The organism is Olsenella sp. An188, assembly GCF_002160255.1.
Taxonomy (GTDB): domain Bacteria; phylum Actinomycetota; class Coriobacteriia; order Coriobacteriales; family Atopobiaceae; genus Thermophilibacter; species Thermophilibacter avistercoris.
The window spans coordinates 219,831-246,293 of record NZ_NFKF01000001.1 but is presented as its reverse complement, the minus strand read 5'-3'; the positions used below and the strand labels follow the sequence as shown (position 1 = coordinate 246,293).

The 26,463-nt window shown below is 69.8% G+C and carries 20 protein-coding genes; 17 read left to right on the top strand and 3 right to left on the bottom strand.

Annotated features, from left to right (window positions below; translation table 11 throughout):
- Positions 1–55: 55 nt before the first annotated feature.
- The 9 genes from B5F23_RS01185 to ffh all read left to right on the top strand — a co-directional run bounded on the left by B5F23_RS01185 (position 56) and on the right by ffh (position 9,593).
- Positions 56–553, top strand: a complete 498-nt coding sequence (locus B5F23_RS01185; protein WP_087350649.1) for an ATPase — start codon at positions 56–58, stop codon at positions 551–553.
- Positions 554–557: 4 nt separating this feature from the next.
- Positions 558–1,154, top strand: a complete 597-nt coding sequence (locus tag B5F23_RS01180) for a YceD family protein (RefSeq protein ID WP_087351358.1) — start codon at positions 558–560, stop codon at positions 1,152–1,154.
- Positions 1,155–1,277: 123 nt separating this feature from the next.
- On the top strand, positions 1,278–1,457 hold the full coding sequence (rpmF, locus tag B5F23_RS01175; RefSeq protein WP_087350647.1) for a 50S ribosomal protein L32: 180 nt from the start codon (positions 1,278–1,280) through the stop codon (positions 1,455–1,457).
- Between the two features lie 233 nt (positions 1,458–1,690).
- Entirely contained in the window at positions 1,691–2,680 is a 990-nt protein-coding gene (plsX, locus tag B5F23_RS01170; RefSeq protein ID WP_087350644.1) for a phosphate acyltransferase PlsX, read from the top strand.
- A gap of 85 nt (positions 2,681–2,765) precedes the next feature.
- Positions 2,766–3,005 (top strand): acyl carrier protein, encoded by a 240-nt coding sequence (locus B5F23_RS01165; RefSeq protein WP_087350641.1) that lies wholly within the window; start codon positions 2,766–2,768, stop codon positions 3,003–3,005.
- Positions 3,006–3,021: 16 nt separating this feature from the next.
- A complete protein-coding gene (gene rnc / locus B5F23_RS01160) occupies positions 3,022–3,750 on the top strand; it encodes a ribonuclease III (protein ID WP_087350636.1) in 729 nt (242 codons plus the stop codon).
- An 18-nt stretch (positions 3,751–3,768) separates the two neighbouring features.
- Complete coding sequence (gene smc, locus B5F23_RS01155) at positions 3,769–7,308, top strand: chromosome segregation protein SMC (protein WP_087350633.1); 3,540 nt, start codon at positions 3,769–3,771, stop codon at positions 7,306–7,308.
- The gene (gene ftsY, locus B5F23_RS01150) at positions 7,309–8,208 is read left to right on the top strand and encodes a signal recognition particle-docking protein FtsY (protein WP_087350630.1); all 900 of its coding nucleotides are present in this window, start codon (positions 7,309–7,311) and stop codon (positions 8,206–8,208) included.
- A gap of 2 nt (positions 8,209–8,210) precedes the next feature.
- Positions 8,211–9,593 carry a signal recognition particle protein gene (gene ffh / locus B5F23_RS01145; protein WP_087350627.1) on the top strand — a complete coding sequence of 461 codons (1,383 nt, stop codon included), beginning with the start codon at positions 8,211–8,213 and terminating at the stop codon, positions 9,591–9,593.
- Between the two features lie 51 nt (positions 9,594–9,644).
- Here the strand turns inward: ffh and B5F23_RS01140 are convergent, their stop codons facing one another.
- A complete protein-coding gene (locus tag B5F23_RS01140) occupies positions 9,645–11,093 on the bottom strand; it encodes a L,D-transpeptidase family protein (RefSeq protein ID WP_158096084.1) in 1,449 nt (482 codons plus the stop codon).
- Positions 11,094–11,228: 135 nt separating this feature from the next.
- Here B5F23_RS01140 and B5F23_RS01135 point away from each other — a divergent pair, with 135 nt between their 5' ends.
- A complete protein-coding gene (locus B5F23_RS01135; RefSeq protein WP_087350622.1) occupies positions 11,229–12,047 on the top strand; it encodes a TrmH family RNA methyltransferase in 819 nt (272 codons plus the stop codon).
- Between the two features lie 176 nt (positions 12,048–12,223).
- Here B5F23_RS01135 and ftsH read toward each other — a convergent pair whose 3' ends face one another.
- A complete protein-coding gene (ftsH, locus tag B5F23_RS01130; protein ID WP_087350620.1) occupies positions 12,224–14,131 on the bottom strand; it encodes an ATP-dependent zinc metalloprotease FtsH in 1,908 nt (635 codons plus the stop codon).
- A 549-nt stretch (positions 14,132–14,680) separates the two neighbouring features.
- On the opposite strand from ftsH, the gene ileS reads away from it, so the two are divergent.
- The 6 genes from ileS to B5F23_RS01100 all read left to right on the top strand — a co-directional run bounded on the left by ileS (position 14,681) and on the right by B5F23_RS01100 (position 23,620).
- Positions 14,681–17,458, top strand: coding sequence for an isoleucine--tRNA ligase (ileS, locus tag B5F23_RS01125; RefSeq protein ID WP_241145774.1), 2,778 nt, complete (start codon positions 14,681–14,683; stop codon positions 17,456–17,458).
- Between the two features lie 3 nt (positions 17,459–17,461).
- Positions 17,462–17,992, top strand: coding sequence for a signal peptidase II (gene lspA, locus B5F23_RS01120; protein WP_087350616.1), 531 nt, complete (start codon positions 17,462–17,464; stop codon positions 17,990–17,992).
- 313 nt (positions 17,993–18,305) lie between these two features.
- Complete coding sequence (locus B5F23_RS01115) at positions 18,306–19,328, top strand: RluA family pseudouridine synthase (protein WP_087350612.1); 1,023 nt, start codon at positions 18,306–18,308, stop codon at positions 19,326–19,328.
- A gap of 23 nt (positions 19,329–19,351) precedes the next feature.
- Positions 19,352–20,656 (top strand): glycosyltransferase family 2 protein, encoded by a 1,305-nt coding sequence (locus B5F23_RS01110; protein ID WP_087350609.1) that lies wholly within the window; start codon positions 19,352–19,354, stop codon positions 20,654–20,656.
- A 326-nt stretch (positions 20,657–20,982) separates the two neighbouring features.
- Positions 20,983–22,020, top strand: a complete 1,038-nt coding sequence (locus B5F23_RS01105) for an ABC transporter transmembrane domain-containing protein (protein WP_087350606.1) — start codon at positions 20,983–20,985, stop codon at positions 22,018–22,020.
- The gene (locus B5F23_RS01100) at positions 22,013–23,620 is read left to right on the top strand and encodes an ATP-binding cassette domain-containing protein (RefSeq protein ID WP_087350602.1); all 1,608 of its coding nucleotides are present in this window, start codon (positions 22,013–22,015) and stop codon (positions 23,618–23,620) included. Before B5F23_RS01105 ends, B5F23_RS01100 begins: the two co-directional genes overlap by 8 nt.
- A 97-nt stretch (positions 23,621–23,717) precedes the next feature.
- On the opposite strand, the gene B5F23_RS01095 is transcribed toward B5F23_RS01100, so the two are convergent.
- Positions 23,718–24,533, bottom strand: coding sequence for a helix-turn-helix transcriptional regulator (locus tag B5F23_RS01095; RefSeq protein WP_158096083.1), 816 nt, complete (start codon positions 24,531–24,533; stop codon positions 23,718–23,720).
- A gap of 171 nt (positions 24,534–24,704) precedes the next feature.
- Here B5F23_RS01095 and B5F23_RS01090 point away from each other — a divergent pair, with 171 nt between their 5' ends.
- Entirely contained in the window at positions 24,705–26,216 is a 1,512-nt protein-coding gene (locus tag B5F23_RS01090) for an IMP dehydrogenase (RefSeq protein WP_087350596.1), read from the top strand.
- Positions 26,217–26,463: the final 247 nt, after the last annotated feature.

Here is a 26,463-nt window from a genome sequence, read left to right as displayed (position 1 = left end):
TGACAAGAGGCCGGGGCAACCAGGCATCCGATGAGTCACGCGAAAGGAACCATAGATGCAGCCAGGTGAGGAAATCGAGAGCTTGGTCGACGAGCTCGAGCAGATCGTGAACGAGGCCAAGTCCCCGCTCATGGACAACGGCCAGAAGAAGATCGTCGACGCGCAGGACGTCTACGAGATCCTTGACGAGATCCGCCGCGTCTTCCCGCAGGAGTTCCAGGACGCGCGCCGCATCATCAAGGAGGAGCAGGAGACCCTCGACCGCGCGCAGCAGCAGGCCAGCTCCATCATCGCCGACGCGCAGCAGCAGGCCATGATCCTCGCGGGCGACCAGGAGATCGTGCGCCTCGCCCAGCAGCAGGCCGACGCCGTGCGCGACCAGGCGGCCCAGTACGAGCGCGACACCCGCTACAACGCCGAGGAGTACGCCGACACGGTGCTCGCCCACCTCGAGGAGAACCTCAAGAGTCTCACGAGCTCGGTCTCGCGCGTGCGCCAGACCCTCGACGAGAACTCCGGCCCGCGCAACACCACCAACAACGTGCCCTGGTAGCATGATGGACCCCATCGTCATCTGCATCGACGACCGGCTCGCCAACCCGGGTGACACCTGGTCGGCGGCCGGCCACGTCGACGAGCACTCCTACTCGCTCGGCGACCACGACTTCGAGCTCCCCGGCGGGATCGACTACGACGTCGTGCTCACCAACGCCGGCGAGGGCATCCTAGCGACAGGGCTCGTCCGCGCGCACGTGGTCGGGACCTGCGACCGCTGCCTCGAGCGCGCCGAGTTCGACGTCGCCTCCGAGGTCGACGAGTACTACCTCTTCGAGGAGCCCGAGAACCTCGGGGAGGACGAGGACGAGGCGGACTACGAGCTCGTCTCCGCCGACCGCACGATCGACCTCTCCGGGGCCCTCGTCGCCGCCCTCGTCATGGAGACGCCCTTCGTGGTCCTGTGCCGCGAGGACTGCCGCGGCCTCTGCCCGGTCTGCGGCGCCAACCTCAACGTCGAGGACTGCGGGCACGCTGCCGAGCTGGAGGCCGAGCGCGAGCGTGAGCGCATGGAGTCCTCGCCCTTCTCGGCGCTCGCGGGGCTCGACCTCACGGGCGGGGGCGACGAGGACGACGCGCCCACAGGCCCGACGGAGTGAAGAATTGCTGATTGCGTGCACTTTCCTGGGAGGCGTGCTATAGTATCGCCTTGCATGATTCTGGCACTTATACGTCTCCGTGCGCGAGCGGTGGGCGTAGGTTCGTGACAAGAGAGGTTTGACATGGCAGTACCCAAGCAAAAGAAGGGCCGCAGCGCCACCCACACCCGCCGTTCGGCCAACAGCAAGCTGGCCGCCCCGGCCCGCTCCGTGTGCCCGCAGTGCGGCGCCCCCAAGCTCCCGCACCACGTGTGCCCCAACTGCGGCCACTACAAGGACCGCGAGGTCATCGTCACCGAGTAGCCCTCGGGACGGATTGAGCGTCACGGCCGGCCCCTCGGGACCGGCCGTTTTTTCGTGCCCCGGGGCCGGGCGGCCCGACGGCCCTTCTCGCCCGGCGCCCTCCGACGGCCCCTCGCAGCGGCGTGCGCCGCCGAGGAGCTGGGGCGTGCTGGCGAGAAGGGCGTCGGGCTGCACCTTGCGTCATAATGGGTGAGGCAGACACGACGGCCCGAGCGGCCGGCTAAGGAGGAAGCATGACCACGATCTGCGTTGACGTCATGGGCGCGGACAAGGAGCCCGCCGTTCTTCTCGAGGGCGTCGCCGCGGCGCTCGCCGACGATGCCGACCTGGAGGTGCTCGTGGCCGGGGCGGCCGACGTCGTCGAGCCCTTCGCGGCCTCGCACGAGCGGGCCCGCCCCCTCGTGACGACCGAGGTCATCGAGATGTCCGAGCACCCGGCCAACGCCGTGCGCAGGAAGAAGGACGCGAGCATCGTGCGCGCCGCCTCCGCCGTGCGCGCGGGCGAGGCGGACGGCCTCTTCTCCGCGGGCTCGACCGGCGCGGTGCTCACCGCGGCGACCTTCGGCGTGGGCCGAATCAAGGGCGTCAAGCGCCCGGCCCTCTGCCTGCCGTTCCCGGGCATCTCGGGGCGTCCCACGGTCTTTCTCGACATGGGCGCCAACGCCGACGTCAAGCCCGACGTGATGGTCCAGTTCGCGCAGATGGGTCGTGCCTACTCCCGCGCGGTCCTGGGCGTCGAGAGCCCGCGGGTGGGGCTTCTGTGCAACGGCTCCGAGGAGACGAAGGGCTCCGAGATGGCGCTCGCCTACCATGCCGCCCTCGAGGCGGGGGACTGCGGGTTCGCAGGCAACGCGGAGGGGACCGACCTGCTCGCCGGCACCTTCGACGTGATCGTGGCCGACGGGTTCACCGGCAACGTCGCGCTCAAGTCCATCGAGGGCACCGGCAAGTTCGTGATCAGGCGCCTCAAGGCCGCGATGGAGGCGTCGCTCACCAACAAGATCGGCATGGCCCTGCTCTCCGGCTCGCTCAAGTCCCTGGCCGCCGAGATGTCCGGCGACGAGTACGGCGGCGCCGTCCTGCTCGGCCTGCGCGCCCCGGTGGTGAAGGGGCACGGCGCCACGAGCGCGCAGGCCGTTCGCAGGGGCACGCTCTCGGCCGCCGCGGCGGTGAGGGCGCGCCTCGTCGAGCGGATCGCGGACGCCTGCGAGATATCGGAGTAGCGCGCCCGCTCCGCCTTCCCGGAGGGGTAGAATCAAAAGGATGGTCAGGATAGACGGGGCACGCCCCCGCACGCAAGGAGGAATCATGGACCGCGACGCAGTTCTCGCCAAGGTCATCGAGGTCGTTGACGACACCCTCTCCCTGGGCTCCGACGTCCAGCTCAACGAGGAGACCAACCTGAAGGAGCTCGGTGCCGACTCGTTCGACCTGCTCGAGCTCGTCACCGCCCTCGAGGACGAGTTCTCCATGACGTTCGCCGACGATGCCGTCGCCTCGATCTCCACGATCGGCCAGGTGGTCGACGCCATCGCGGGCGCCCGCTAAGCTGGGGGCGCGTTCGTTGAAGATGCACGATCGGGTGGCCGAGGCCGAGAGGATCTGCGGCCACCACTTTGAGAGGCGCGAGCTCATCGTCTCCGCGCTCACGCATCCCTCGGCCGCCGAGGGGCGGGGGGTCAGCGCGTCCTACGAGCGCCTGGAGTTCCTCGGGGACTCCATCCTGGGCGCCATCGTGGCGCGCGACCTCTTCGCGCGCTTCCCCGACATGGACGAGGGCGAGCTTACGCAGGCCAAGATCAGCCTCGTCTCGGGAAAGATGCTCTCGAGCGTGGCCGAGCGCCTCGGCGTGGGCCCCCTCATCCTGATGGGGGAGTCCGAGCTCGGCACGGGGGCGCGCGGCATGCACTCGGCCCTCGAGAACGTCTACGAGGCGCTCGTGGGCGCGCTGTACCTCGACGCCGGCTACGACGTGACCCACGCCTTCGTGATGGCCACGCTCGGCCCCGAGGTCTCCCCGGCGCTCGCGAGAAAGCCCATCAGCCCCAAGTCGCGCCTCCAGGAGGTCACGCAGCGCGAGATGCGCTGCGGCCCCGAGTACAAGCTCGTCTCCGAGGAGGGGCCCGCGCACGACCCCACCTTCACCTCGGTGGTGCTGGTCGAGGGGCGCCGCATCGGCCGCGGGTCGGGGTCTTCAAAGAAGTCCTCCGAGAGCGCCGCCGCCGTCGACGCGCTCGTTCGGCTCGGCTACGCCGAGACGGGCGACTTCGAGGGCGCCGGGACCACCAACTAGACGCCAAGGAGACGCGCCTTGTACCTCAAGTCGCTCACACTCAAGGGATTCAAGTCGTTCGCCGACCGCACGCAGATGGCCTTCGACCCCGGCCTCACGGTGGTGGTGGGCCCCAACGGCTCGGGCAAGTCAAACGTCTCCGACGCCATCCTGTGGGTGCTCGGCGAGCAGAGCGCCAAGCAGCTGCGCGGCCAGGCGATGGAGGACGTCATCTTCTCGGGGTCCTCCGCGCGCGGGGCCGTGGGCGTGGCCGAGGTCACGCTCGTGCTCGACAACTCCGACCACACCCTGCCCATCGACTTCGCCGAGGTCGGCATCACGCGCCGGATGTACCGCTCCGGCGAGTCGGAGTACCTCATCAACGGCGCCCCGAGCCGCCTCATGGACGTGCAGGACATCCTGCACGACTCGGGCCTCGGCAAGGACACCCACTCGATCATCTCCCAGGGCAAGCTCGACTCGATCCTCTCGAGCCGGCCCGAGGAGCGCCGTGCGCTCATCGAGGAGGCGGCCGACATCTCCAAGCACCGTCGCCGCAAGGAGCGCAGCCAGCGCAAGCTCGCCTCGATGGACGAGAACCTCGCCCGCGCGAAGGTCCTCTCGCGCGAGCTCGCCCGCCAGCTCCGTCCGCTCGAGCGGCAGGTCGACAAGGCCCAGCGCGCCCGCGCGCTCGAGGAGGAGCTCAAGGGGCTCGAGGTCCAGCTCGCCGTCGACGACCTGCGCAGGCTCCAGCAGAGCTACAGCCGCCTCTCCGACCGGGGCCGCGAGGCGGACGCCGCGATCGAGCTCGCCCAGTACCGCCACGGCGAGAAGAGCCGCGAGCTCGAGAAGCTCCAGTCGCTGCTCGAGCAGAAGGGCCTCTTCGTGGGCGACCTCGGCGAGCAGCGCCGCCGCATGCAGGACCTCCTCGGGCGCATGGACTCCGACATGCGCCTTCTCGAGGAGAAGGGCAAGAACATGGTCTCGCGGCTCTCGGACATGCGCATGCAGCTCTCCGCGATGGAGAAGCAGCGCGCCGACGCGGCGGGGGAGCACGAGCGCCTCGCCGGGGACCTCTCCGACGTGCGCGTGCGCGAGGCGGACCTCAGGGAGAGCGTCGAGGAGCTCTCGCGCGCGTCGCACGCCGCTGTCGCAAACCGGCGCGCCCTCGACGCCGAGCTCTCGCGCGTGAGCTCGGCGGAGCGGGCCGCGCGCTCCGAGGCGGACCGCGAGACGCTCGCCTACGCCAAGCTCGAGGACCAGATCGGCAACGCCGAGGTCGAGGACCAGATGTTCGCCTCGCGCCTCGAGCAGCTCGACGAGTCCATCCGCACGACCGAGGAGGCCGTCGCGGAGCGCACCGAGCGCGCCGAGCGCCTCGAGGAGGAGCTCGTCGGCGCCCGCTCCCGTGCCGACGAGATAGCCGCCTCGATCAACCGCAGCACCGCGGAGCTCACCTCGGCCCGGGAGGCGGAGTCCGAGGCGCGCCTCAGGCTCTCCTCGGCGAGCGCCACCCTGGACGCGCTGCGCTCCGTCGACGCGGACGTGGAAAAGTCGAGCCCGCTCGTGGCGGCCCTCGCCGAGGGGGAGGGCGAGCGCGTGGAGTGCCGCCTCGCCGACCTCATCGACGCGGACCCCGCGATCGAGGCCCTCGTCGAGCAGCTGCTCGGCGACGACCTCGCCGCCCTCGTCGTGGCCGACGCCGACGCCGCCGCCGGCGTGGCCGCGCGCGCCCTCGAGCTCGCGGACGCGGGCGGCAGGGCGACGATCGTGTCGCGCCGCGCGGCCCGCGTGGCCGCGGGTGCGCAGGGGGCGCCGGGGACGGCGCTCGTCGACCGCCTCAGGGTGGCAGACGACGCGCGCGACCTGCTCGGGGCGCTTCTGGGCGACGTGCGCCTCGTGCGCGGCGCGGCGGACGCGCTTCGCGCCCACGAGGGATGGCCAGCGCTCACGTTCGTGACCGAGGACGGCGTGGCCGTGCTCCCCGACGGAAGGGTGCACGTGGGAACGGCGCCCTCCAACGAGGCCGGCGCGCTCGAGAGGAAGCGCCGCATCAGGGCCCTCTCCGAGGGGATGCAGGCGCTCGAGGAGGCCCTCGCCTCCGCGATCGACGAGGCCGCGCGCGCCGAGGAGGCCCTCGCCTCCGCCCGCGACGAGGCGGCCTCCGCCAAGGGCGAGGTGGCCCGGCTCTCCGCCGAGCTCTCCTCCGCGCAGTCGGAGCGCGGCCGCCTCGAGGCCCAGCTCGCCGCCGCGAGCTCGGAGCGTGCCCAGGTGACCAAGCGTCGCGAGGCGTCCGCCGAGCGTGCGGCCGCCGCCCGCGAGCAGATCGAGGACCACCGCGCCGCCGCGCGCGCGGCCCGAGAGCGCGCCGACGCCCTCGCCACCGAGCTCTCCGAGAAGAGCGACGCGCACCAGGAGGCGGTCGCGGCGCAGGGGAAGGCGAGCCGCGAGCTCTCCGACGCACGCCTCGAGCTCGCCATGGCGAGCGAGCGCCGCGCCAACCTCGAGACGCGCGCCTCCGAGCTCGAGCGCCGCGTGCGGGAGCTCGACGACCGCATCGTGGCCACCGAGCGCGGCTCGCGAGCCCTCGAGGTCGTGCGCCTGCGCGTGGACCCGCTGCACGACCGCTACGACGCCATCCGCTCGCGCGCCCTCGAGTGGGCCGCCCGCCTCAAGGACCGCGCCTCGCTCGCCGAGGCGGACTCCGACTCGCTCAAGCGCACGATCGGCGACGCCCGCAAGGCCGTGAGCGAGGCCTCGGAGGAGCTCGAGCGCGCCCGCGCCGCCGCCTCCGAGGTCAAGGTGGACCTGGGCAGGCTCGAGGTGCAGGTCGAGGGCGCCATCAACGCGATCGTGGCCACCGGCGCCGTCCTCGACGAGGCGCTCGAGATCCCCGAGCCCGAGGACCGCGACGCCGCAGAGCGGCGCGTGGCCGAGCTGAGGCGCCAGATCGAGTCGATCGGCCCGGTGAACGCCGTCGCGATGGACGAGTACCTGCGCCTGAAGGAGCGCGCGGACTACATCGACGAGCAGGTCGCCGACCTCGAGGGCGCCCGCGCCTCGCTGAGGAAGATCACGGCCGCCATCGACCGGAAGATGCGCAACCGCTTCCTCACCGTCTTCGACAAGGTGAACAGGAACTTCTCGGAGATCTTCTCGCTGCTGTTCCCGGGCGGGCGCGCCCACATCGAGATGACCGACCCGGACAACCCCGCGGACACCGGCATAGAGATCGTGGCGCAGCCGAGGGGCAAGCGCATCTCCAAGATGATGCTCATGAGCGGCGGCGAGAAGTCGCTCACCGCGCTCGCGCTGCTCTTTGCCGTCTACAAGGTGCGAACCGTGCCGTTCTACGTGTTCGACGAGGTCGAGGCGGCGCTCGACGACTCCAACCTCTCCAAGCTCCTCGACGCCATCGAGCAGCTCAAGGAGACCACCCAGCTCATCGTGATCTCGCACCAGCGCCGCACGATGGAGCAGGCGGACGTGCTCTACGGCGTCTCGATGCAGGCCGACGGCGTGAGCCGCGTCGTCTCCCAGCGCCTTGACCGTGCCACAGGAAAGGTGGTTGATGCATAGATGGGCCTTCTCGACAGCCTGAAGGCGGGCCTCAAGCGCTCGCGCGAGGCCATCAACGAGATCTTCTACATGGGCGGCGAGGTCGACGAGGACTTCTGGGAGGACCTCGAGGACACGCTCGTGATGGGCGACATGGGCGCCGAGGTCGCCATGCGCGTGACCGACGACCTGCGCGAGCAGGCCGCCCGCGAGAACCTGACGCGCGCCGAGCAGCTCAAGGGCGCGCTCGCGCGCCGGCTCGCCGAGGAGTTCCCGACGGCGTCGCGCGACCCCTTCAGCGACCTCCCGAGCTGCGTGCTGTTCGTGGGCATCAACGGGGCGGGCAAGACGACGACGGTGGGCAAGCTCGCCGGACGCGCCCGCGAGGACGGGGTCTCGTGCGTCATCGGCGGCGCGGACACCTTCCGAGCCGCGGCCATCGAGCAGCTCGAGGTCTGGGGGGAGCGCGCCGGGGTCGACGTGATCACGCGCGAGCGCGGCGCGGACCCGGCGAGCGTCTGCTACGACGTGGTCGAGGAGGCCGAGCGGCGCGACGCCAGGCTCGTGCTCATCGACACGGCGGGCCGCCTGCACACCTCCTCCGACCTCATGCGCGAGCTCGCGAAGGTGGTGAGCGTCACCCGCAGGCGCTCGAAGCTGCCCGTCTCGGTCGTCCTCGTCATCGACGCGACCACCGGCCAGAACGGGCTCAACCAGGCGCGCGAGTTCAACGACGCGCTCGAGCTCGACGGCCTCATCGTGACCAAGCTCGACGGCACCGCCAAGGGCGGCATCGCGCTTGCCATATCCAGCCAGCTGGGCCTGCCCATCTACCGCATCGGCGTGGGCGAGACCCTCGACGACCTCCAGACCTTCGACGCGCTCGAGTTCACGAGCGCGCTCGTGGGCGAAGGGATGTGACCATGTTCAACTCGCTCTCCGACCGCCTCCAGGACACCTTCGACAAGCTGCGCGGCAAGGGCCGCCTCACGGAGGACGACATCAACGTCGCCATGCGCGAGATCCGCATGGCGCTGCTCGAGGCGGACGTCAACTACCGCGTCGTCAAGAGCTTCGTGGCGCGCTGCAAGGAGAAGTGCCTCGGCGCGGACGTCCTCGGGTCGCTCACGCCCGCCCAGAACGTCGTCAAGATCGTCCTCGACGAGCTCACGGTCCTTCTCGGCTCCACCGACTCCAAGCTCACGCTCGCGCAGAACCGCACCCCCAACGTGATCATGCTCGTGGGCCTGCAGGGCTCGGGCAAGACGACCGCCGCGGCCAAGCTCGCCTACCTGCTCAAGCAGCAGGGCCACAGCCCGCTGCTGGCGGCCTGCGACACGCACCGCCCCGCAGCCGCCGACCAGCTCGCCACGCTCGGAGGCGAGATCGGCGTCTCGGTCTTCCGCGGCGACGGGCGTGACGCCGTGGCCGTGGCCGAGGGGGCCGTGCGCGAGGCCGTCGACCACCTCAACGACATCGTGATCGTGGACACGGCCGGCCGCCTGCAGATCGACGAGGAGATGATGCAGGAGGCCGTGGCCATCAAGAAGGCCGTCCGCCCCGACCAGATCCTCATGGTCGTCGACGCCATGACGGGCCAGGACATCGTCAACGTGGTCACGGAGTTCGCAAACCGCGTGGACTTCGACGGCGTCATCATGTCGAAGCTCGACGGCGACGCCCGCGGCGGCGGCGCCCTCTCGGTGCGCGAGGTCACCGGCAAGCCGATCAAGTTCGTCTCGATGGGCGAGAAGCCCGACTCGCTCGAGGTCTTCCACCCCGACCGCATGGCCAAGCGCATCCTGGGCATGGGCGACGTGGTCGGCATCATCGAGCAGGCGCAGAAGGTCGCCGACGAGCAGCAGATGGCCGACGCGGAGCGGATGCTGCGCGAGGGCTTCACCATGGACGACCTTCTCGCCCAGATGCAGCAGATCCGCAAGATGGGCGGCCTTCAGAAGATCATGGGTATGCTTCCTGGCATGGAGCGCGCGATGGGCCAGATCCCCGCCGGTGCCATGGATGACACCCAGCTCACGCGCATCGAGGCGATGATTCGCTCGATGACCAAGGAGGAGCGTGCGCGGCCCAAGATCATCAACGGCCAGCGCCGCAAGCGCATCGCGGCCGGCTCGGGGCGCTCCGTCCAGGAGCTCAACCAGCTCATCAGGCAGTGGGACGAGATGAACAAGATGATGGGCAAGATGCGCGGCCTCGCCGCCCAGGGCGGCGGCAAGAAGGGCCGTCGCGCCATGCAGCAGATGATGCGCGGCATGGGCGGCGGGCGCGGGGGCTTCCCCTTCTAGGGGGGTCCGTATGGCGGTCGGGACAGGGCAGGCTGTCCCGACCGCCACGCGCTAGCTGTGCACGACCACCGCGTCGCCGACCTTGGCCACGGCGTAGAGGGCCTGAGCGTCGTCGTAGCTCATGCGCACGCAGCCGTGGCTGCCGTTCCAGAGGTAGATCTGCCCGCCGTAGACGGACTGCCAGGGGGCGTTGTGGAAGCCCACGATGTTGCCCACGAACGGGAGCCAGAACTGCACGTGGCTGTCCCACTCGAGGGTCCCGTCCTCGGTCTCGGGCCCGCGGAGGTTGATGTCTCCCGACTGCATGTTGTTGATGTACCACACGCCGCTCGGCGTGTCGTTGCCGAGGTTGGGCTGGCCCGTCGTGATCGGGGCGCTCCAGAGGAGCTCGCCGTTGTCGTAGAGGTAGGCCTGCTGCTCGGAGATGTCCACGTCGATCCAGCGCGTCCCCCAGTCCGCCCCGCCGTCGGCCACGGCGGCGGCCGTCTGGAGGGTGGGGATCTCGATGGTGGCGGGCTGGCCGGCCTGGATGGCGGCGGCGACCTGCTCGGCCGTCGCGCCGCCGTCGATGATCCAGCCGTAGGTGCTGCGACCGAAGGCCGCGGCGCCGTCGTTCACGGTGCAGGCCTTCCCGTCGGGGCGGGTGTAGGTGCGCTCGGTTCCCACGGTGTCGAGCTTGTCGGAGAGCTCCCCGTGGCCCCACTCGTCGATGGCGGCCGTGTCGAGCGAGACGCTCAGGTCGTCGGCTATCACGACCCAGCCCGCGATCTTCTCGGCGGTGACGTCGTAGGCGTGGGAGCCGCCCAGGTTGAGGGTGAGCGTTGCGGCGAGGTAGGAGTTGGCGGTGTCGAGCGCGGTGGTGAGCGAGTCGCCCACGTCGAGGCACTCCTCGCCGATGACGACCTCGTCCCTGCGCTCGGAGAACGCCTGCTCGAGGACGTCCACGACGGAGTCGACGTTGATGTGGCGGGCGACGGTGCCCTCGTTGAGCTCGAACGCGCCGGACTCGGCGTTGTAGGAGATGCCCGACCCGCCCTGCTCGGCGGCGAGCGCGGCGCTCTCGTCGATCGTGGGCTGGATGAGCGCGACGAGCTTGTCGCGGTCGAACGTGGCCCCCGCCTCGGCGCTCGGCTGTCGCGTCTGGAAGATCTCGTAGGGCCACGCCCAGGCGTTCACCTGCGCGAGGGCGGAGCGCGCGTAGGCCTCGCCGTCGCAGGTGAGGTCGATGTCCGAGGCGCGCACCAAAACGTCGAGGCCGTCTCCGGTGACGTGAGTCTCGAGCCCGTCGAGCGACGCGCCCTTCTCGGCCGCGACCTCGGAGACGGGGCGCAGCGAGACGTCGGTGCCGTCAAGGGTGGTGCCGGGCATGAAGACGACGTTGAACGCCGCCACGCCTCCCAGGTACGCCGCGGCGAGAAGCACCACGAGGACGACGGGCACGATCCAGAGCCTGCGTCTGCGCCCCCGCTTGGGCGCGGAGGTGCCGGGCTTGCTTGTCATGTGGCTGGGCATATACTCTTACCTCGCGAAACAGTCTCGGCGGCGGCCGTCTCCTGCCGCGCGGCGCGCCGCGCGGCCCGCATGCCGCTGGGTACGCAAGCATGATACACCTGACAAAGCGGGAGGGGAGAGGTCATGGCCCTCGTCACGAGGATCGAATCGCTGGACGACGCGAGGCTCGACGTGTACGCGCGCCTGAGCGACCACCAGCTGAGAAACCGCCTCGACGCCGAGAGGGGCGTCGTCGTGGCCGAGTCGCGCCTCGTCGTGGAGGTGGCGCTCGACTCGGGCCTCGAGGTCCTCTCGCTGCTGGTCGACGAGCGTGACCTCGGGGCGTCGGAGGGGCTTCTCGAGCGCGTCGGGGACGACGTGGCCGCCTACGTCCTCCCGCACGAGCAGGTGAAGCGCCTCGTGGGCTACCAGGTGACGCGCGGCCTGCTCGCGGCCCTGCGCCGTCCGCGCCCCCTCACGCCGGACGAGGCGCTCGCCCACGCGCGTCGCGTCGCCGTCCTGGAGGACCTCGTCGACGTGACCAACGTGGGCGCCCTCTTCCGCTCGGCCGCCGCTCTCGGAGCAGATGCGGTCCTGCTCTCGCCGCGCTGCGCCGACCCCCTCGTGCGCAGGTCGGTGCGCGTGTCCATGGGGACGGTCTTCAGGGTGCCGTGGGCGCGCTTCGACGCGCGCGACTGGCCCGCCGCGGCCCTCTCCGGGCTGCGAGGCCGCGGCTTCGACGTCATGGCCATGGCGCTCGTGGAGGGCGCGGTGCCCCTCGACGACGCGTCCCTGCTCTCCTCGGAGCGTCGGGCGCTCGTCTTTGGCACCGAGGGGACCGGCCTGGCGAGAAGGACCATCGAGGCGTGCGACCGCAGCGTCGTCATCCCGATGGGGCGCGGCGTCGACTCCCTCAACGTTGCCGCGAGCTCCGCCGTCGCCTTCTGGCAGCTCTTCCGCTAGCCACCCCCTCGCGCCGGGCGGCGTGCGACGGCTTCGCGCCCAAGATGTTGGCGCCGCGCGGCAATGCCTCAGCGGCAGAAAGGGACGCCCGCCCTTCTCGCCACGCGACTTCTGCGAAGCAGTGAGCGTGGGAGAAGGGCGGGCGTCCCTTGCCTGGAACTCGCGGGCAGCGGTCGCTACTCGGCGGGCGGCGTCGGCATCTTGGGCGCGAAGCCGTCGTCTCGGGTGAGGATGTTCATGAACTCCTCGCCCGTGATGGTCTCCTTCTTCTGGAGGTAGTGGGCGATCTCGTGCAGCTTGAAGCGGTTCTCGCGCAGGGTCTTGAGCGCCGCCTGGTGGCCCTCCTCGACGAGTGCCTGGACCTCGGCGTCGATCTCCTGGGCGGTGCCCTCCGAGCAGGTGAGCTGCGCGCCGCCGCCGAGGTAGCGGCTCGCGGGCTGGCCGAGCTGCACCATGCCGAAGCGGTCGGACATGCCGTACTGCGTGACCATGGAGCGGGCGAGCTGGGTGGCCTTCTCGATGTCGTTGGAGGCGCCGGTGGTCATCTCGCCGAAGATGAGCTCCTCCGCGGCGCGGCCGCCGCACAGGACGGCGATCTTGTCCTTGGCCTCCTGGCGCGTGGTCAGGAAGTGCTCGTCCTCCTCGACCTGCATCGTGAAGCCGAGCGCGCCGGAGGTGCGCGGAACGATGGTGATCTTGGAGACGGGCGCGGAGCCCTTCTGCGTGGCAGCGACGATGGCGTGGCCGGTCTCGTGGTAGGCCACGACCTCCTTCTCGTGCTGGGAGAGGACCGTCGACTTCTTCTTCTCGCCGGCGATGACCACGTCGACGGACTCGAGCAGGTCCTCCTGCGTCACGCGCCTGCGCCCGAAGCGCACCGCGCGCAGGGCGGCCTCGTTGATGATGTTGGCGAGGTCGGCGCCAGAGGCGCCGGGGGTGGAGCGCGCCACGATCCCCAGGTCGATGCCGGGCTCCATCTTGACGTCGTTGGCGTGGATCTTGAGGATGGCCTCGCGACCCGTCAGGTCGGGGAGCTCGACCGGGATGCGTCGGTCGAAGCGGCCCGGGCGCAGCAGCGCCTGGTCGAGCGTCTCGGGGCGGTTGGTGGCCGCGAGCACGACGATGCCCTTGTGGTTGTCGAAGCCGTCCATCTCGGAGAGCAGCTGGTTCAGGGTCTGCTCGCGCTCGTCGTTGGAGGAGAGGTTCGCGTCGCGGCGCTTGCCCACGGCGTCGATCTCGTCGATGAAGATGATGCAGGGAGCCTTCTCGTTGGCCTGCTTGAAGAGGTCGCGCACCTTGGCGGCGCCGCGGCCCACGAACATCTCGACGAAGGCCGAGCCGGCGATCTGGAAGAAGGTGACGCCGGCCTCGCCGGCGACCGCCTTGGCGAGCAGCGTCTTGCCGGTGCCCGGAGGGCCCACGAGCAGCGCGCCGCGCGGGCAGCGCGCGCCGATCTCGTTGTACTTCTCGGGGTTCTTGAGGAAGCTCACGATCTCCTCGAGCGACTCCTTGGCCTCGTCCTGGCCGGCCACGTCCTTGAACGTGACGCCGGTGTCCTCGCCCTTGATCTCCTTGGCGTTGGACTTGCCGAGGCCGCCTCCCATGCCGAAGCCGCCCCCTCCGAAGTTCATGGAGGGGCCGTCGTCGCCCATCGCCTTCTTCATGCGGCGGTTGAGCCACCAGCCGATGCCGAGGAACAGCAGGATCGGCAGGCCGTAGGAGATGAGCATCATGAGCCACAGGTCGCCCGAGGTGTCCTGGATGCTGGCGGTGGTGTCGACGTCGTGCTCCTCGAGCAGCTGGCTCGTCTGCTCCTCCGCGCCGGGCCACTGGACCGTGGTGTAGACCTGCTGGGAGTCGCCCTCGCCGGTCGTGAAGGTGATCTCGGAGCTGCCGACCGTGGTCTGCGCCGCCGTGACCTCGTTCTTCTCGACCATGTCCACAAACTGGCTGTAGCCGACCTCCTGCACCCGCTGCGCGGTGAGTCCGCTGCCGAGCGCCTGGCTGATCACGAGGTAGGCCACTATCGCGATGAGGATGTAGAGCAGCATCGAGCGTCGACGCTTGTTGTCGTTCATGTCCATCGTGTTTTCGTTGCCCTTCGTTCGATCGTCTGCGGGCGGTCGCGTTTCCGCCCATGGACCATAGATACCCAAGATTAGCGCGTCGCGTGCACGGCACAAAGAATCCACCCGCCGGCCGGGCCGAGCGGCCCGGGCGCGGAGGAGATGAACGGGACGTGACCGACGCGGCCAGACGTGCTACCATCCTGACCACAGGCGATGAAGGGGAGAGTACCCCGGGTCGCGCGGCCAAGAGAGAGCGGGGACGGTGGGAGCCCGCGGTCGCGTCCGGGCGAAGATCACCCCGGAGCCGCGGCCCCAAAGCCGGCGAGGTCAGGTCCTTCTCGCCGCGCGAGTAGGCGTCGCCGGAGTGGCCGCCGAGACAGGCCAGCCGAGTAAGGCGGAGATCCGCTCGCTGGGTGGTTCACAAGCGAAGTGCCTGAGGAAAGCGCTTCGTCCCAGCATGTGGGGCGGGGCGCTTCTTGCGTTCCGGTGGACGAGAAGAGAGGAACGAGCGTGGCGAAGAACGAGTACAAGAAGACGACCAACCTCCCGAGCACGGGCTTTCCCATGCGCGCGAGCCTAGCGCAGAACGAGCCCAAGCGCCTGGCGGCCTGGGAGGAGGCCGGCGTCTACGAGCTCATGCTCAAGAAGAACGAGGGCCACGACAAGTTCGTGCTGCACGACGGCCCCCCGTACGCCAACGGCCCCATCCACCTCGGTCACGCGCAGAACAAGATCTCCAAGGACATCATCAACCGCTACTGGTCCATGCGCGGCTTCCAGACGCCGTACGTGCCCGGCTGGGACTGCCACGGCCAGCCCATCGAGCACAAGGTGGAGACCATGCTCGGCACCGAGAAGTTCAACCAGCTGCCCACCGAGAAGATCCGCGAGCTGTGCCGCAAGATGGCCGTCGAGCAGGTCGACACCCAGCGCCAGGGCTTCAAGCGCCTCGGCGTGCTCGGCGAGTGGGACAACCCCTACCTCACCTACGTCAACGACTACGACGCCACCGACATCGAGATCTTCAAGGCCATCTTCGACGCGGGCGCGATCTACCGCGGCTCCAAGCCAGTCCACTGGTGCTCCCACTGCCACACCGCCCTCGCCGAGGCCGAGATCGAGTACTCCGACGAGGTCAGCCCCGCCATCTTCGTGCGCTTCGAGATGACCACCGTGCCCGAGGGCCTCGAGGCCTGGGCGGGCAGGCTCTTCGTGGACATCTGGACCACGACGCCCTGGACGCTGCCGGCCGACGACGCCGTCATCCTGCACCCCGAGGCCACCTACGTGGCGCTCGTCCACGACGGCCACGCCGAGATCGTGGCCGAGGCGCTCGCCGCGCGCCTCGTGGAGAAGTTCGGCTACGGCGAGCTCGAGCTCGTGCGCGGCGAGGGCGGCGAGCCCTGGCGCGCCACCGGCGAGCAGCTCGCGCACAACCGCTACAAGCAGCCGATCTTTGGCGACCAGGGCGAGACGGGCGAGTTCATCTACGCCGACTACGTCACCCTGGACGACGGCACGGGCATCGTCCACTGCGCTCCCGGCCACGGCGTGGACGACTACCTCGCCGGCCAGAAGTTTGGCATCCCCACGGTCATGCCCGTTGACGACGACGGCCGCTTCTTCGTGGGCGACGGCATGGGCACCGGCGGCCCGTGGTCCGGCATGGAGGTCAACGAGGCCAACCCCAAGATCATCGAGTGGCTGCGCGAGCGCGGCACGCTGATCCTGCACGAGGACATCAACCACAGCTACCCGCACTGCTGGCGCTGCAAGGAGCCGGTGATCTTCCGCGCCACGAGCCAGTGGTTCGTCTCGATGGACAAGCCGCTCGCTGGCGGCGCCAGCCTGCGCGAGCAGGCGCTCTCCGAGCTCGAGAACGTCGCCTTCTACCCGAGCCACGCCGTCAAGCGCATCGGATCGATGGTCGAGGGGCGCCCGGACTGGTGCATCTCGCGCCAGCGCAACTGGGGCGTGCCCATCCCGGCCTTCACCTGCGCCGACTGCGGCGAGACCGTCATGAACGACGACACGCTCGACGCCGTGATCGAGCTCTTCCGCACCAAGGGCTCCGACTGCTGGTTCACCGACGACCCGGCGAGCTACCTCGGCGACGCCTGCGTCTGCCCCAGGTGCGGCGGTCACCACCTCAAGGCCAACCGCGACATCCTCGACGTGTGGTGGGACTCCGGCGTCTCCCACACCGCCGTCTGCCGCCACCGCGACTACCTCAAGTTCCCGGCCGACATGTACCTCGAGGGCTCCGACCAGCACCGCGGCTGGTTCATGAGCTCGCTCATGACGTCCGTGGGCGCCTACGGCAAGGCCCCGTACCGCTCCGTGGTCTCCCAGGGCTTCACGCTCGACGGCCAGGGGCGCAAGATGTCCAAGTCGCTCGGCAACGTGATCGACCCCAACGCCGAGTGCGACACGCGCGGCGCCGACATCGTGCGCCTGTGGGTGGCCTCGGTCGACACCTCCACCGACGTGCCCTGCGACGGCCAGATCCTCGACCACGTGGGCGAGGCCTACCGTCGCTTCCGCAACACGCTGCGCTTCCTGCTCGGCGAGATCGAGGGCCAGTTCGACCCGGCCACCGACGCCGTGGCCTACGAGGACCTGCTGCCCTACGACAAGCTCGCCCTCGCGCGCATGTGCCAGGTCCACGACCAGGTGGCCGCCGCCTACGAGTCCTACCGCTTCAACGTGGTCTTCCGCGCCCTCTACGACTACGTGATCGGCGACCTCTCCAACGGCTATCTCAACGCCACCAAGGACCGCGTCTACTGCGGCGAGAAGAACGGCTTCGAGCGCCGCTCCGCGCTCACCGTCTGGGCGCAGATCCTCTCGATGCTGGTGCACGACCTGCAGCCGATCCTCGTCTACACCACCGACGAGGCCATGGGCTACCTGCCCGCCTCGCTGCGCGACGGCCAGGAGTTCGCGGCCCTTCTCGACTGGTACCAGGCGCCCTGGACGGCCGAGGCCTACGAGCCGTACCTGGCCGCCTACGACGCGATGGTCGAGGCCCGCGCCGCCTTCACCAAGGCCTACGAGACCGCCATCGCCGACGGGACGCTCGCCGAGAAGACCCCGCAGGCCGCCCGCGCCACGCTCACGGCGCCCGAGGGCGTCCTCTCGCTGCTCGCGGGCGAGTGCGGCTGCGACCTCGCCGAGCCCTTCGTGTGCTCCGAGGTCGAGCTCGTCGCCGGCGACGAGCTGGCCTGCTCCGTCGAGCCCGCCCACGGCGAGAAGTGCCCGCGCTGCTGGAACTTCCGCGAGCTGGGCGACGACGGCCTGTGCGAGCGCTGCTCGCACGCCGTGGCCGCGCTGGAGGGATAGCGCTTGTCGGCTCGGAGCGCAGAGCGCGCCGGTGCGCGGCGGCTCGCCCTGTTTGGCCTGGTCCTGGTCGCGGTGGTGGCCCTCGACCAGCTGAGCAAGGCGGCCGCCCGCGCGGCGCTCACGCCCGGCGAGCCCGTGACGCTCGTCCCGGGCGTCATGGACCTCACGCTCGTCTACAACACGGGTGCCGCCTTCTCGCTCGGCGAGGGGGCGGGCCCCGTCTTCGTCGCCATCGCGGCGGCCGTGGTTGCCTTCGGCGCGTGGTTTGCGTGGCGCCGCCCCGAGGCCCCGCTGTCGCTTGCGCTCACGATCGCCGCCGTGGCGGGCGGCGGCGTCGGCAACGCCATCGACCGCGTGGCCGCGGGGGCCGTGACCGACTTCTTCGACACCACGCTCTTCGACTTTGCGGTCTTCAACGTGGCGGACATCTTCGTGACCTGCGGGGTTCTTCTCGCCGTGGTGCTCTGGTGGCGCTGGGACTCCCGCCTCGAGCGCGAGCGCGCCGCGGAGGGGGACGGCCGCCGGGCGAGCTGACGTGACCGTCGCCCTTCTCGCCCGGCGCCCCGCTCGTCAGCCGCCCTTCTAGCTCGCCGCACAATTTCGGAATTGTGCGAAATCCGCCCCGGACAACCCCGCTTTTCTAAGCGCGAGAAGGACCTCAACTGGTGCTTTGCGCTCAAGTGCCCGCACGCCGGCCGCACAATTCCGGAATTGTGCGGACAAGGGAAGGCGAGGTGGGGCAGCGGGGCCGCCGCGTGGCGGCTAGCGCACGGCCCGCCCCGCGTCCGTGCTACGATAGCCTGCCGAGAAGAACCGCGCGCCCGTCGCAGGAAAGGAGCCCGACCCCATGCCCTCCCGCATCGTGAACCTGCTCGTGGGGCCGGAGTCGGACGGCATGCGGCTCGACGCGTTTCTCGCCTCCGCCCCCGACATGCCGAGCCGCTCGGCGTGCGCGCGGCTCGTGGAGGAGGGCGCCGTCACCATCAACGAGACGCCCGCAACCTCCAAGTCCGAGCGCGTGCTGCTGGGCGACCGCGTGCGCGCGCTCGTGGGGGAGGAGCAGCCCCAGGGCGGCCCGCTCGCGCCGAACCCCTACATCGACCTCGACGTCCGCTTCGAGGACGAGCACCTCATCGTGCTCTCCAAGCAGGCGGGCCTCGTCTGCCACCCGAGCCCCGGGCACGTGGACGACACGCTGGCAAACGCCCTCGTGGCGCATTGCGGCTACGCTCACCTCGGCATGCTGCAGGGCGAGGAGCGCCCCGGCATCGTGCACCGGCTGGACATGGACACCACCGGGCTCATGGTGGCCGCCAAGGACGACGCCACCCAGAAGGCGCTGCAGGACCTCATCCGCCTGCGCGTGCTCGACCGCCGCTACGTGGCGCTCGTGCACGGCTACGTGGCCCACGACGAGGGCACCATCGAGACGGGCATCGCCCGCTCCACGCGCGACCGCATCCGCATGGCCGTCTCGGACTCCCCCGGCGCGCGCGAGGCCATCACGACCTTCCGCGTGCTCGAGCGCTTTGAGGCGGGCCGGCGCGACGACGGATACACGCTCGTCGAGTGCCACCTCTACACGGGGCGCACGCACCAGATCCGCGTCCACATGCGCCACGTCGGCCACCCGCTCGTGGGAGACCAGCTCTACGGGCGCGGGGACGAGCGCCAGAACCTCGGCCTTTCTCGCCAGTTCCTGCACTCCTGGCACATCAGGTTCGACCACCCGGCCACGGGAGAGACGATAGAGCTTGCCGACCGCCTGCCGGAAGACCTGCTTGATGTACTAGAATCACTGAAGGAAAGCTCTATGGGACGCACTGCGGTGGGGGAGAGGATCTGCCCCGGGCTCGGCGTCTCGGGATAGGCGACGACGCAAGGGGTAGGAACATGCCGCTGATGGAGTTCAACAGGCTCGGCCTCACGCCGATCGTCATCTTCAACCTGATCATCTGGCTGTTCTTCACGCTGGCGTACTTCTACCAGATCGTCTACATCGTGCGCGTCATGCTCAAGGGCACCGTGCGGCTGCCCAAGGCCAAGAAGCAGCACCGCTACGCGTTCTTCATCTCCGCCCACAACGAGGAGGTCGTCATCGGCAACCTCGTGCGCTCGATCCTGGCGCAGGACTACCCGCGCGAGCTCATGGACGTCTTCGTGGTGTGCGACGCCTGCACGGACAACACCCACGAGGAGGCCGAGAAGGCCGGCGCCATCGTGTGGGACCGAAACGACCTCGCGCGCCGCGGCAAGAGCTGGGCGCTCGACTACGGCTTCGACCGCATCCTCAACGAGTACGGCGACAGGTACGAGGCCTTCGTGGTCCTCGACGCCGACAACCTCGTCTCCAAGGACTTCATCTCCGTCATGAACCAGGCCTTCGACGCGGGCTACCTCGTCTGCACGGGATATCGCAACTCCAAGAACTTCGACTCGAGCTGGATCAGCTCGGCCTACGCGCTGTGGTTCATGCGCGAGGCGAAGTTCCTCAACAACGCCCGCATGATGGTAGGCACGAGCTGCGCGATCTCCGGCTCGGGCTGGATGGTCTCCGAGCGCATCGTGCGCGGCATGCACGGCTGGGACTTCCACACGCTCACCGAGGACATCCAGTTCTCCACGTTCTGCTGCGCCAACAACGTGCAGATCGGCTACGCCCCCGCCGAGTTCTTCGACGAGCAGCCGGTGACCTTCAAGGCGTCCTGGACGCAGCGCATGCGCTGGACCAAGGGCTTCTACCAGGTGTTCTTCTCCTACGGGCGCGACCTTGCCAAGGGAATCTCCAAGGGGCAGTTCGCGAGCTACGACATGCTCATGACGGTGGCGCCCGGCATGATCTTGACGCTGCTCTCCTTCTTCGTGAACGCCACCTACCTCATCGTGGGCTCGCTCAGCCACGGCTTCATCGCCACCCAGGGCGAGCTCTCCATGTGCGTGGGCTCGCTCGTCATGACCTTCGCCTCCATGTACGTGGTCTTCTTCATCCTGGCCGTCATCACCACCATCTCCGAGCGCAAGAAGATCCACGCGCGCAAGAGGTGGCGCGTCGTGACCAACATCTTCACCTTCCCGATCTTCATGATGACCTACATCCCCATCACGGTGGCCGCCCTGTTCAAGAAGGTCGAGTGGGTTCCCACCAAGCACGACATCGCCGTCAACGTTGACGACGTCGTGGGAGGCGGCGCCGCGTAGGGCGCGCCCTTCTCGCCGCCGGCCGGCTTTTCTGCCCCGAGCCAAACGCACGCTCCAGGACCAGGTTCCGTGCGCGAGGCTCGGGGCTTTTTGCTGGCCGCCCGGTGCCCCGGGCCAGGCGCACGCATTGGCGAGAAGAACCGTGCGCGACGCCCGGGCGATGCCACGGCGTGCGCGGTTACGCCGGAATTTCGGCGGGATGGTCACGGCACTTCGGACGGTCGGCGTCCATGAGCTGCGGCGCGGTTGCGTGACCCTACGATTGGGCCGTCGCGCCCCCTCCTCCCAAAACGGGGGCGCGGCTCCCTCGTCGAAAGGAGCGGCCCATGAGGCACCGCACGCAGTTTCCCGTCTTCGAGCTGAGGCCGAGCTACGCGCTCATCGCGCTCGGGTCTGCCCTGGGCACGGTGCTCGCGGCGACCGCGGCGCTCGTCGCGGGCTCGCTCGTGAGCGACGTTGCCGCCGGGGCGCTGGGCACGACCACGGCCGCGCCTGCGCTTCTCGGCTATCTCGCGCTCTCGCTGGCGGCGCAGCTCGCCACCTTCGGTCTCACCGGCTGGTTGCCCCAGCGCGCCAACCTGCGGCGTGAGGTCGACTCCTCCGAGCGCGCCATCGACCTCGTGCTCCATATGCCGCAGCGCGCCTTCGTGCGGCACGAGGCCGGCCACTACCTCAACCTCGTGAACATGGCTTCCTTCGCGCACGGCTGCATCGTCGTGGCCACGAGCACGTACGTGCCGGGTGCGATGCTCTCGCTCGCCGCCCTGCTCGTTTTTGCCGTGCTCGTCGACCCGACGCTTGCGGGCGTCCTCGCCCTCTGCGCGCTCGTCTACGTTCCGCTCTCCCTGCTTCCGTCGCGTGCCGCGAACCGGCTGCAGACGAGGATGATGCCGATGCGCGAGGCCTGGCTCGACGAGGCCCGCCGCCTGGTGGAGGAGCGCCGCGCCGCCGTTGCCGCGGGTGCCGAGGGCTTCTACGGGCGGCGCTACCGGGAGCGCACCGAGTCCTACCGCAGGTGGCGCCGCGGCTACCTGCTAGCGGACACGCTCTCGACCAGCCTGCCCACCTCGTCTGGCACGCTCGTCCAGGTGATCGCCGTTGTCGCCTGCGCGCTGCTCGTGGCGACGGGGAGGACGGGCGTGGGGACGGTCATTGCCGCCTGGCAGCTCGCGGGCCTGTTCGGCCAGCCGATGTCCTTCCTCTGTGAGATGGCGAGCGTCTTTGCCGCGAACCGAGTGAACGTGGGCCTCCTGCGCGAGCTCGAGCGCGAGGCCGCCGAGCCGAGCGGCTTCGAGCGGCTGAGAAGAACCTCCCGCCCGTGCGCCGTCCCGTCCGCCTCGACCGAAGGAGCAATCCATGCGTAGCGCAAGCCTCACCTCCCGTGCCTACCCCGTCTTCGACCCCAGGCCCGCCAACCTCGCCCGCGCCGTTGGCGTGGCGGCGGCGACCGTTGCCTGCTCGTGTGCGAGCCTTGCGGTGGGAGCCGCCATCGACGCGCTCACCGCCGGGGAGGACGTCGGCGCGCGCCTCGTCGCGGCGCTCGCGCTTGCCGCGCTGGCCACGGCCGCCGCGGTCCTTCTCGGCGCGTGGGTGCCGCGCTGGGCGGGCGTCTCGCGAGCCATGGACGCGGCCGCGAGCGCGGCCCGCCAGCTGCTCGCGGCCCCGAGCCGAGCCTTCGCGCGGCACGACAAGGGCTACTACGTCAACGTCCTCACGGGCTCCACGGAGGTCTACGGCACCATGTGCGCCGACCTCAACGTCTCGGTGCTCGGCTCAGGCCTGGCGCTCGCGGCGCTCGTGGCGATCGCCGCGGCACAGGACGTCCTTCTCGCCGCGATGCTTCTGGCATACGCGCCCGCCTTCGCGCTCGCGCTGCGCCTGCCGGCCCGCCGCCTCGCGCGCCTCCAGGGCGAGGGGATTTCCGCACAGGACGCCTGGCTCGGCGAGTCCAAGCGCATCGTGGAGGAGAAGCGCTCGATCAACGCCGCCGCGGCTGACGCCTTCTTCTCCACGCGCTACCGCGAGTGCTCGGCAGGCTACCTCGACTTCGTGACGCGCTACCGCTTCAACGAGGCCCTGATTGACGAGCTGCCGAGCATCCTCTCCTGCGTGCTGGCGGCTGCGATGATGGCCGTGGAGGTCTGGCACTGCGCGACGGGCGCGGCCGGCGCGGGTCAGGTCTTCGTTGCGTACCAGATCGCGCAGCTCGCTCAGGCCCCGCTCTCCACGCTGCTCTCAAAGCTTGCCAACGTCCGCGGCAACCGCGTGCACGCGGAGCGCCTGGGCGAGCTGGCCGCGGCTGCCGAGGAGCCGTCGGGCTTCGAGGCGCTCCGGCGCGCGGGTGACGATGACGACGTGATCGCGCGCGTCGACGGCACGCTGTGGGCGACGCCCGAGCGCGGCGAGGAGGGCCGGCGACTCTGGGAGACGCACGACCTCACGATTCGCCGCGGCGAGCTCGTGGTGCTGCGCGGCGCCAACGGCTCGGGCAAGTCCATGCTGCTTGACTTCCTGCGCGGCCTCTCCGACCCGGACGACCTCGACGGCACGGCCGAGCTCGCCCCCGAGCTTGCGCACGCGGCCTACCTCACCTACCCGGTGCCGGTGGTGACGGGCGACCTCGAGTGCAACCTGCTCGGCGGCACGGCCGACCCGGAGGTGGCACGCGTGCTCGACGTCTCGGGCTTCGCGGAGAAGGAGATCGACGGCTCCACGATCAACCTCTCGCTCGGCGAGCGCCAGAAGCTGGGGCTTCTGCGCGCGCTCTCGCGCCCGGAGCCGGTGGTCCTTCTCGACGAGCCGCTCACCAACCTCGACGCGGCCACGAGCGCGAGGCTCTGCGACTACCTGGCGGGGCTGCGCGGGCGCAGGACCGTCGTGGCGATCATGCACTCCGACGACCTTGACGCGGCCGCCGACCAGGTTCTGCGCATCGAGGGAGGGCGCCTCGAGCGCGTGCGCTGAGCCCGTCCCGCGCGCTGCCTGGAAAACAATCCACATTTGACTAGCGTGGTCAGAAGTCCAACTGGGCAAACGCCGACTTCACAAAACCAAATGTGGGTTATTTCCGGTCGCCCGCGCGTAGCTCGGCCGGCGAGCAGCCGTACTGCTCCCGGAACGCGCGGTAGAAGTTGCTCGTGCCGGCGTATCCTACGCGCCGGGCGACCTCGGCCACCGGCAGGCTCGTCGCCCGCAGGAGCATGGCGGCGCGCTCCATGCGCTGCTCGCGGACGAGCTCCCCGAAGGTCTTGCCGCAGCGCTCGTGGATGAGCTCGGAGAGGTAGCTCTGGCTGTAGGAGTAGCGCTGCGCGAGGTCGGCGAGCGTCACGCTCTCCGGCCGGGCGGCGATGTCGGACAGGATCACGGCGAGCGTCTCCTCCGCCGAGGCTGGCTCCTCCTCGGGCAGGGCGGGGCTGACCGCCGCCGTGATTGCAAACCCGAGGGCCTCCGCGACCTGCTCCCAGCCGTCGCGGCGCTCGGCGCAGGTCACGGCCTCCTGCGCGAACAGGTCGCTCAGGAGCTCGTGGTCGGGCGACGTCATCCTCACGGTCTGTATGGCGTGCGTGGACGTGAGCACGCGGAAGAGGTGCGAGCGCGGGGTGGCGATGGGCAGGAGCCCTTGGACGAAGCGCTCGGCCCTGAAGTACAGGGCGAGAAACACCGTCTCCCGCTCCCGTCCGGCGGCCGCCTCGCCGGCAACGACGCCGAGCGGGCAGCTCATGGAGATCAGGTCGAAGCCCTCGGCCCCCAGGCGCTCGCGCGGTTCCTCGCCGCCCGGCCACGCGAGAAGCGCGAGGTTCTCGCCGCGAAGCGGGTCCTTCGCCCGCGTCCGCGCCACGACCGTCTCAATCGCGGCAAGTACGCGCCCGCCGTCCATCAAAGCCCCCCCTTCCGCTCGATGCGGCAACATTGTACGTCCCGCCGTGTCCTTCTCGTGAGCTGGAACTTCTCGGTGGGCGGTCCCTGAAAAACCCGTGAGCGGATGCTACAATGGCTCAAATTCGGCCAGGACAGGCACCGCCGCGGGCGGGGAGAGGAGCCACACCACATGGCAACGTTCTTCGAGGGGGAGTCCCACACCTTTTCTGAGTACCTGCTCGTCCCCGGATACTCCTCGGCGGAGAACATCCCCGCCAACGTGTCCCTCAAGACGCCGCTCGTGAAGTTCCGCCGCGGCGAGGAGCCGGCCATCAGCCTCAACATCCCGATGGTCTCGGCCATCATGCAGTCGGTCTCCGGCGTGGACATGGGCGTGGCGCTCGCCATGGAGGGCGGCATGGCCTTCATCTACGGCAACCAGACGCCCGAGTCCGAGGCCGCCATGGTCAAGGCCGTCAAGGACTTCAAGGCGGGCTTTGTCCAGTCCGACTCCACGCTCACCCCGAACATGACCATGGAGCAGGTCATGGACCTCAAGGCCAGGACCGGCCACTCCACCATGCCCGTCACCGACGACGGCACCCCGCGTGGCAAGCTCCTCGGCATCGTCACGAGTCGCGACTACCGTCCCACGCGAGACGACCACTCCATGAAGGTCGCCGAGTTCATGACCCCGCGCGAGAAGCTCATCGTGGGCGACAAGGACATCACGCTCAAGAGCGCCAACGACGTCATCTGGGAGCACAAGCTCAACGCCCTGCCCGTGGTGGATGACAACGACCACCTCATGGGCATCGTCTTCCGCAAGGACTACGACCAGCACAAGTCCAACCCCGACGAGCTGCTCGACGCCAACAAGCGCTACATGGTGGGCGCGGGCATCAACACCCGTGACTACGCCGAGCGCGTGCCGCTGCTCGTCGAGGCCGGCGCCGACGTGCTGTGCATCGACTCCTCCGAGGGCTTCTCCGAGTGGCAGAAGCGCACCATCGAGTGGATTCGCGCCAACTACGGCGACTCCGTGCGCGTGGGCGCCGGCAACGTGGTGGACGAGGACGGCTTCCGCTTCCTCGCGGACTGCGGCGCGGACTTCGTGAAGGTCGGCATCGGCGGCGGCTCGATCTGCATCACGCGTGAGACCAAGGGCATCGGCCGTGGCCAGGCCTCCGCGGTCATCGACGTCTGCCGCGCGCGCGACAAGTACTTCGAGGAGACGGGCGTCTACGTGCCCGTGTGCTCCGACGGCGGCATCGTCTACGACTACCACATGACGCTCGCGCTGGCCATGGGCGCCGACTTCATGATGCTCGGCCGCTACTTCGCGCGCTTCGACGAGTCTCCCACCGAGCGCGTCAACGTGAACGGCCAGTACATGAAGGAGTACTGGGGCGAGGGCTCCGCGCGCGCCCGCAACTGGCAGCGCTACGACCAGGGCGGCGCCTCCAAGCTGGGCTTCGTCGAGGGCGTGGACTCCTACGTGCCCTACGCCGGCTCGCTCAAGGAGGGTGTGCGCAACACGCTCTACAAGATCAAGTCCACGATGTGCAACTGCGGCGCCAAGACCATCAAGGAGCTGCAGGAGAAGGCCCGCCTCACGCTCGTGAGCTCGACCTCCATCGTCGAGGGCGGCGCGCACGACGTCGTGGTCAAGGACTCCCAGCACGGCTTCAGCTACCGCTAGGCACCGTCCGGCGAGAAGAACCTGCGGCGCGACGGCCGCCCCGGGGCCTGACGTGGCCCCGGGGCGGCCTCTTGCGTACGGCGGCGGGCGCCTGCCGCGCCCGACGCCGCACAGGCGAGGGAAAGAGCGCCCGGGAGGGCTCCTTCAGGGCACTTGTGCGGCACGTCCTTCTCGCCACGTTTGATGGGGCGCCGTGGCGCGCTTAGAGAAACGGGGTTGTGGCAATCGCGGCGCTTCTCGTGCTTAG